General features: G+C 60.0%; 6 protein-coding genes. 5 read left to right on the forward strand and 1 reads right to left on the reverse strand.

The annotated features are described in order from the left end of the window. Positions 1–177: 177 nt before the first annotated feature. From Q7U29_RS20360 to Q7U29_RS20380, 5 genes are all read left to right on the forward strand, one after another. A complete protein-coding gene (locus tag Q7U29_RS20360) occupies positions 178–1,068 on the forward strand; it encodes a phosphate/phosphite/phosphonate ABC transporter substrate-binding protein (RefSeq protein ID WP_210164231.1) in 891 nt (296 codons plus the stop codon). A 179-nt stretch (positions 1,069–1,247) separates the two neighbouring features. Continuing rightward, entirely contained in the window at positions 1,248–2,126 is an 879-nt protein-coding gene (gene phnE, locus Q7U29_RS20365; protein ID WP_245269324.1) for a phosphonate ABC transporter, permease protein PhnE, read from the forward strand. Beyond that, positions 2,123–2,926, forward strand: a complete 804-nt coding sequence (gene phnC, locus Q7U29_RS20370) for a phosphonate ABC transporter ATP-binding protein (RefSeq protein WP_049819927.1) — start codon at positions 2,123–2,125, stop codon at positions 2,924–2,926. Before phnE ends, phnC begins: the two co-directional genes overlap by 4 nt. Beyond that, complete coding sequence (locus Q7U29_RS20375) at positions 2,910–4,448, forward strand: NADH-ubiquinone oxidoreductase-F iron-sulfur binding region domain-containing protein (RefSeq protein WP_049819928.1); 1,539 nt, start codon at positions 2,910–2,912, stop codon at positions 4,446–4,448. Before phnC ends, Q7U29_RS20375 begins: the two co-directional genes overlap by 17 nt. Then, positions 4,445–7,219, forward strand: coding sequence for a molybdopterin-dependent oxidoreductase (locus tag Q7U29_RS20380; RefSeq protein WP_028133714.1), 2,775 nt, complete (start codon positions 4,445–4,447; stop codon positions 7,217–7,219). Before Q7U29_RS20375 ends, Q7U29_RS20380 begins: the two co-directional genes overlap by 4 nt. 709 nt (positions 7,220–7,928) lie before the next feature. On the opposite strand, the gene Q7U29_RS20385 is transcribed toward Q7U29_RS20380, so the two are convergent. Beyond that, the coding region (locus tag Q7U29_RS20385; RefSeq protein WP_304744297.1) for a DUF3363 domain-containing protein at positions 7,929–8,560 on the reverse strand (632 nt) is incomplete at its 5' end.

An 8,560-nucleotide genomic window follows, 5' to 3' on the forward strand; every position in this document is an offset into this window, starting at 1 on the left:
TCATTCTATAGCGAGTTTCTTAAATCGTCATCATATCGTAATACGAATGTTATTCAATTTTCATTCGTTAATATAATTCTACCCTCGCAACTAGGCGCAAGACGATAGCCCACGTTGCAAGCGCAAGGCACGGCGTGCGGTCGATGCCTCAAACAGAATTGATCTATGGAGACTTTCATGCTGACGCGTCGTCGTTTCGGAGCGCTTGCCGCCTCCTCTATTTCTGCAGCTTCGCTCGGCCTTGCCGCCAGCGCGGCTCGCGGTCAGGAAATGCGCAATGGCAAACTGCATCTGCGGTTTGCTATCGCCCCACTTCGTCCAACCCCAGCCATCACCCTCAAGGAATTCGAGCCCGTCTTCAAATACATCGCTGACGAGATGGGGGCCACCTACGAACTGGTGTCCCCCGAAAGCTGGTCTGCAATATCGGTCGCTATGACCAATGGCCACGTAGATGTGGGCTGGCTCGGACCGTGGGGTTATGTGCTGGCATATCACCGGGTCGGCACTGAAGTGCTCGCGACTGCAAAATATCGTGGCAAGCCGTTTTACCACGCCATCATCGAAGGACGGCCGGATCTTTCGATCAAGGAGTTCCCGAAGGACGCAAAGGGAATGAAGCTGTCGCTGAGCGATCAGGGCAATACGTCCGGCTGGCTCGTCCCCTACGCCTTCCTGGTGAAAAACGGCATTGATCCGCGTGATTTCTTCCAGTTGCGCGAGGGCGCAACTTTCGGAAACAACGTCTCGATGATCCAGCAGGGCCTGATCGACCTCGGTTCAAACATGGATCGAGGTCGCAACGGCATGATCGAAGCTGGCGAAATGGACCCCAACAAGGTCAAGGTCTATTGGACTTCCGATCAACTTCCGAATGACGCTATCTGCGTGCCGAAGAATTTCGATCCGGAGTTGAAGAAGAAACTCCTGGCGATCCTGGTCGGGCTTTCGGAGGAGAAAGCGCAGTCGCTCATGGGCAGCGGGTACAACGGTTTTGTCCCTGCGAGCCACAAGGACTACGCGATCATCGAGGAAGCCGGACGCGTAACCGGCAAGCTGCGCACCTGATTACATTCAGTTGGGCGAGCGCATTCTGGCGCCCTGCCCGTATTCCTGCGCGACCGGCGGCGGGTGGATATTTTCAGCGCTCGTCGGTCGCACGAAATCTATGGACGAACTCATTACCAGGCCAGCGGTCTCACCGCTCTGGGACGACGAGTTGCCGTAATTGCGGGGGAGGATCTGTGTTGATCGCTGACTTGTCAGAAAAACGCTTTATGGAGCCTGGTGTACGGGTATTTTGTTGGCGCAACATTCGGAACGTCCTGATCTTTATCTGCGTAGCGGCGTTCTTGGCCACTTGCTTCTCGGCCGTGCGGATCGACATTTACAAACTGGCCAGCGGCCTTCCCAAGATCGCGAACTGGTTCGTGCAGATGTTTCCTCCCGACCTGCGCGACATCGACCGAATCCTGCGCGATGCATTCCAGACCCTGGCCATGGCAACTGTAGGGACGATATTCGCTCTCGTGATCTGTTTGCCGTTGGTGCCGCTCGCCGCACGCAACACGACACCGAATATGCTGATCTACCGCCTAGTGCGAGGCCTGTTCTCCGTGCTGCGAGGGACGGAAATCCTAGTATTCGCCTTGATCTTCGTTGCGGCCGTCGGGTTCGGCCCCTTCACCGGCGTGCTTGCGATCACGTTCAATATGGTCGGCGCCCTGGGTAAGTTGCTCACCGAGGTAATCGAGCCGGCCGACCCTGGCCCGGTGGAGGCCGTCCAACTCACAGGCGCGGGCCCCGTGAAGACCTTTCGCTATGCGCTGCTTCCTGATGTCTGGCCGAACATCATCGCGACGACGCTGTACATCTGGGAGTTCAATGTCCGAGCCTCGACCGTACTCGGTATCGTCGGCGCGGGCGGAATCGGGCAGACGCTGAAGGACTCCATCGACCTGCTCGATTTTCCAAAGATGCTGACCGTTCTCGGCGTCATCCTGATTATGGTCGTCGCCATAGACAGTTTGAGCTCCTGGGTGCGTAACAAAATTCTGAATCCCGACGCGGCCAGCAGCGCTGGTCATGGCGCACCGGTACGGCTCAGCAGAGGAGAAATGCCTTGAATACCGTCACACCGATCGATCTGACCCGTTGCCAACCATTCGATGCTGCGCAGACCGACGTCATCACTGTGCGAAATCTCTGCAAGTCATTTAACACCCGCAGGGTCCTCGACGACGTGTCCTTTTCGATCCCCAGAGGGAAGTTCGTCGTGCTTTTGGGACCGAGCGGCGGTGGGAAGTCCACATTGTTCCGCTGTCTCACCCGCCTAATCGAGCCTGATAGCGGTCATATCAGCATCAACAACACCACAATAACGAGTCTAAACGCCGGCGCACTAAACGATTTTCGCCGCCAAGTGGGGTTCATCTTCCAGCAGTTCAACCTCGTCAAGCGCCTCAGCGCCCTGGATAACGTGCTTGCGGCTAGGCTCAGCTACACGTCGACGATGCGCGCGATGCTGCGGCGCTTCTCGAAATCCGACCGGCAACTCGCCTTGGCTTGCCTTGATAGTGTTGGCCTGCTCGACCAAGCCTATCAGAAAGCCCAAACGCTTTCCGGAGGCCAGCAGCAGCGCGTGGCGATCGCTCGAGCCTTCGCCCAGCAGGGCGAATTGATCCTGGCCGATGAGCCAATATCGAGCCTCGACCCGGAGTCTTCCGAGAATATTCTCCAGATCCTTCAGCAAGCAGCTCGTGATTGCGGCTTTTCCGTCTTGTGCAGCCTGCACCAGGTCGAGTTGGCGGTTCGTTATGCCGACCGCATTGTGGCGCTCAAGGATGGCCGGATCTTCTTCGACGGGCCGTCGGACGATTTCAAGGCGAGTGTGCGCGAGGAGCTCTATAGTGCGGTCAAAGCATAAGCGTCCAAGATCGTACGGTGCAGGCGGGCCTATTGCCGGTACGCAGGAGATCGCGGCGATCGAGACGGCGCTGCTGTCGCACGGCACCGCACGCGACGGGCTGCTGGAAATCCTTCTCGACATCCGTGACCGCCAGGGGAGCGTCTCCCAAGCTGGGCTTCAGTATATCGCGGAACGTCTTCGGCTTACCTCGGCCGAGGTCTACGAAGTGGCGACGGCGTTTCCGGCCGTAAACTACGGCGCCACTGTTCCCTACGGCAACTATACGAACAATTGCTGCGACTTGGTCTGTGCGCTGTTGCGCGGACCAGCGGACATCGATCGCGAGATGCGTCCCGGCGTTTGCGGAGGACGTTGCGACGTGCCGGACTCCGAACCGGCGCCGCGATCGTTCGAGACGTTTCGCGCGGCCGGCGGTTACACAGTCGTCAACAGGCTGCAGCGGATGCCGACGGAAAAAAATCAAATTCTGCAGAACATCGCTGGCCGGAACGCTGTCGGTCGAGCTGGCGTCGGGTTTCCCGTGCATCGCAAGTGGCAAAGCCTGATTGCGACAGGAGGAGAGCCGGTGGTGGTCGTCAATGCGGACGAAGGCGAACTTGCGACGTTCAAGGATCGCTTCATCCTGCAGAGCGATCCGCACGGCGTACTGGAAGCCGCGCTCGTTGCCGCATCGGTTACCGGAGCAAAGCAGCTATTTTTCTATCTGCGCGACGATTACGCGGATCTTCATGCCATTGTGCGTCGCGCGATCGACGATACGGTCGCCGCAGGTTTGACCGCGGGGCTCGATGTCCATCTGCGGCGTAGTGGCGGCGCCTATATCTGCGGCGAGGAAACTGCTCTGATTGCCAGCCTGGAGGGGCGGCCTGCTCGCCCGCGTGAGCGTCCGCCCTATCCGACTGAGCGCGGGTTGCAGGGACGACCGACGCTGGTCCACAACGTCGAGACCCTTTACCGCCTTCGCGGCGCCTGGGGCGCGGTCCACGAGGATGCCGTGCCGGTTTCCGCCCTGCTCGATCCCGATATGCTGCTCTACAGCGTGTCCGGTCGGGTTCGGAAACCTGGGCCCAAACTAATCCGGGCCCTGCCTTCGCTCGACGCGCTTGTGCGAGCGGCTGGTGGTATGCGCGAGGAGGAAGAGCTCGGCGGTGTCGTCATCGGCGGATCGGCAGGGACTATAGTTCCGGCTTCCCGCTGCGGCGTGCCGCTGGCCGAGCTTCTGGCATCGGGGCTGAGCCTCGGCACCGGCAGCGCCGTCGTGTTCGGCAAGACCGACGACATTCGATGGATCGCCGAAAAAATGGCGGGCTTTCTTGCGCGGGAGAGTTGCGGACAATGCGCTCCCTGCCGTATCGGTACCGCCAAGATGGCGCGCGCGCTCGCGGGCGGGCCACTCGATCGCCGCCTGCTCGATGACCTCGCCTCGGTGATGAGCGAAGCGTCCATTTGCGGCCTCGGTCGAAGCGCCGGAAAGTTCCTCGCGCGGGTCACCCCGATCCTAACGGAGCATGAGCGATGAATTTTTTCGACATCGACATCGATGGCAAGACGGTTCCGGCCGCCGTCGGCATAACCATTCTCGAGGCGGCTGTTGCGGCGGGGGTCGACCTGCCGCATCTCTGCGCCTGTATGCGCGAAGGCTATCTGCCCATCGCCGCATGCCGGACGTGTCTCGTCGAGTTGAACAACCATGACGGCCTTGTGCCGGCTTGCCGCCACAGCGTTGCGCCAGGGATGGTGGTCCGTTCGGATAGTGCCCTGTCGAGGCGCACGCGACGCACCGTTGTGGAACTCCTTGCATCTGAAATGAGCGAGCCGGCGGCGAAGCGGCACCCGGATGGGCTTTTCCAGCGCCTAGTGCGACGGGTCGAGGCCGATAGTGGCCGGTTCGGCAACCGCGCGGTGCGCTCGGAGCCGGACCGAAATCATTCTGCGATCACCGTCGATGCGGACGCGTGCATCCGCTGCGGCCTGTGCAGGTCCGCCTGCCAGGACGTTCAGGTCAACGGCGTGATCTCGCTCGCCGGTCACGGTGACGGACTCCACGTTGCGTTCGATACCGGCAAGGATATCGGCGACAGCAGTTGCGTGTCCTGCGGAGAGTGCGTCCAGGTGTGCCCCACAGGCGCCTTGTCACCGGCCGTGCTCTTCGCGCCTGAAGCACCGGTAGCGATCGAGTATTCGGCGGAGACGGTCTGCCCATTCTGCAGCGTCGGTTGCCGGGTAAATCTGCATGTCGCCGAGGATCGCGTCGTGTATGCTGACGGCGCGGATGGGCCGGCCAACCACGGTCGGCTTTGCGTCAAGGGACGCTTCGGCTTCGGCTACCTGCGACATGCCGAGCGTCTTACCGTCCCGCTCATCAGACGCGACGACGCCCCCAAAGATGCTTCGCATAATTTTCGGGGCGCCGAGGTACTGGAGATGTTTCGCCCCGCGACCTGGGACGAAGCGCTGGATCGTGCCGCGTCCGGCTTCGCCGACCTAAGAGATCGTCACGGAGGGGATGTCTTGGCCGTTCTCGGATCGGCCAAGGGAACCAACGAGGACGCATATATTCTCCAGAAGCTTGCACGGACCGGCTTCGGCACCGCCCATATCGATCATTGCACCCGGCTTTGCGCCTCGGTACCGCCACTCGCGGAAGCCATCGGGTTTTCCGCCGTCACTGTCCCGATCGAGCAGATAGTTAACGCGGATGTGGCTCTTATGGTCGGCTCGAACCCTGAAGTGAACCACCCCGTTGCCGCCTCGATCATGAAAAACGCCATTCGGCGCGGTACCAAGCTCATCCTGATCGATCCTTACGAGCAACCATTAGCGCGGCTGGCGACAGTCCACCTGCAATTGCGACCCGGTACGGACGTCCAACTTTTGTCGGCTATGACGAAGCTCGTGATTGCCGAAGGGCTCTATGACAGCAAGTTTGTCGATGATCGACTGGAGGGTTTCGACGAACTTGTCCAGCGCGTCGAAGCCTATACGCCGGACGTGGCGGCCCGAATCTGTGGCGTTTCAGCTGAAGCCATCGTGGAGGCCGCTCGTCTTTTCGCGAAGGCGCCGGCCGCCATGTGCTTTTGGGGAATGGGCGCCTCTCAGCATGTGCACGGAGCCGACAATATCCGCGCAACGATCGCCTTTGCTTTGGTCTGCGGACAGATCGGGCGCTCGGGGACTGGCCTTCATCCGCTCCGTGGGCAGAACAATGTGCAGGGATCCTGCGACGCAGGTCTATTGCCGCATTATTTTCCCGGCTACCGCACGCTTGACGACGCTGTGCAGAGAAGCCTTTTCGAGACGCTATGGAAGACGCAGATTCCGATCGGGTCAGGGCTTTCTGTTGTTGAGATTATGGATGCCGCCAAAGCCGGAAAGATGAAGGGGCTCTATGTCGTCGGCGGAAATCCCGCCATGGCGAATCCCGATCTTGCCGCCACCAGGGAAGCCGTCGCCCGATTGGACCACCTCGTGGTTCAAGACATCTTCCCAACCGAGACGGCCGCCTTTGCTGATGTGATCCTTCCAGCGGCCGCACTTGCGGAAAGATCCGGGACTGTCACGAACACCGACCGGATCATCCAGTTCGTCGAGCCTGTGCTATCGCCTCCGGGCATGGCCCGCGAGGACTGGGCAATCGCCTGCGCCATCGCGGCTCGGCTAGGACTGTCTTGGGCGCGGGACTCGCACGAGGCGATTTTTGATGAAATGGCGTCGGTTGTTCCTGTCCTCAACGGCTTGAGCTGGCAAAAGCTCAAGACCGAACGCGGCGTGCGGTATCCTCTCAATCCGAACGATCCGCTACGGATGGATCACCCGATAGGAAGCAATCAGATACCGCAGGACAGCCTGTTCTCGACCGGCTTTCCACGAGGCCCCCGGGCTCGGCTCGCAGCCCTGGAAGGTAAGTGTCCCAGCGAACTGCCCGACGCAGCGTTTCCCTTCACGCTGATTACAGGGCGCGTCCGCGAGCATTGGCATACGGGCTCGATGACGCGACGATCTGACGTGCTCGACGCGTTAAGTCCTGAAGCACTGCTCCACGTCTGCCCCTCCGACTTCGACCGACTGGCTCTTTCGTCGGACTACTTGGTAACCGTGGAGACTCGCCGAGGGGCTGTAACTGTTCGTCCGGTCTCCGATCAGCGAATTCAGCAAGGCGTTATCTGGATGGCAATGTCGTTCTTCGAGGCCGCAGCAAATGAACTGACCATCAATAAACTCGATGCATACACACGCGTGCCGGAATACAAGTACTGCTCCGCTAAAATCGTTGTGAACAAGGTCAACTAAATGCCGCCACTTTAACTGACGCCGCGAATTCACACAAGCGAGCGCTAACAATACGCAGAATTCGCTGAAGGCAGGATAGCACGACGCCGGGCGGGGTCGGGGTGCGTGCTCATCTGCGCCGCCTGGTACGGCACATGTGGATGCGGTGGCACAAGACGCGAATTACGTTCCGCGGCGACGTAGTCCCCGGTCAGGCCAAAGCGCCGACATAACCTTCTTCTCTCACGCCGCATTCGCAGCGCAGAGTGACAAGCTGTCCCGCCGACATGGCTTTCACCTCGATATGCATTGCGGGCTTGTGCAGGTCCGATCGAACGCCGCACCGAACAGTAACGTTCAGCGATTGATGTGAGCAGTACGCGTAAAGATATCAATCTGAAGGCAGAGATTGCCACACCCGTTCAAAAAACTGTTGCGTGTGAATAATAAGCGTCCAAGAGTGCCCTCTCCACCGCATGGTGGATCGATAGTTTAGCGTGCCGATCGACGTCGGGACCCCGCGCCGATTCACAAGCGAGTTTGCAGCATCCTGAAGATGCACAGGTGTGAGTTATGCAAACTTCTGCTTTCTTGTACATTTCGGGTTGATCGCAACGGATTGTTTGGCGGTGACTTGCAGAGGCCCTGAAAGCTGCTTGCCTGGCTTTCCCTTGAGCTGCCTTGCGTTTTTAGAATGGTGGGATGTTTGGGTCGGTTCCTGACCAATCATTCAAATCCCGATCCCAAGTTGGCGCCCGAACTGCCAGGAGACATTGTGGCCCCGCATGACGCCAGCGACCTCCCGTCCAATCTCCTTTTCGATAATTGGCCGCCACGGCACCAGGCTGAAGCCCAACCCGTCATCGATCATGGCGAAACGCCCGCTGGCGAGTTGGGCCGAGCCAATCAGCGTGCCGCGAATGGTTTGTCCGTCCTCGATCGGCCTGAAGCTGAGGCCGCGTTCTCCGGCAAGCTTTTGGCCCACCCGCTCGACCTCCTGACGTCCAAGGGCGGACAGAAGATCCTTTCGGCTCCGCACACTCCCGTCGGAATGGCGCCAGGCTAGGCCCTGCCGGATCAGTTCGTCCTTGCGCCGTTCAAGCGCATTTTTCACTTCGGAGCCAAACCCAGCGTCCGCGAGCGCACCCTGTTCGCGGTTGACCAGTTGCCGGTCGAGCCAGGTGGCGCCATCGCTGGTGACCTGGCGGTCGAGATCATAGGCTGAGAGCACGCGCACATTGGTTCGGCGGCCTTGCGTGGCATCGTAGGCCTGGGCGCGGTCCTCGAAATCGTCCGGGATCCGCCAGCAGTCGGCGTCGATCCGCTCGACAATGCCGGCGCGGCGTAGTGCCTCCAGGCGCC

The sequence above is a fragment of the Bradyrhizobium sp. genome (assembly GCF_030654605.1).
Lineage (GTDB): Bacteria > Pseudomonadota > Alphaproteobacteria > Rhizobiales > Xanthobacteraceae > Bradyrhizobium.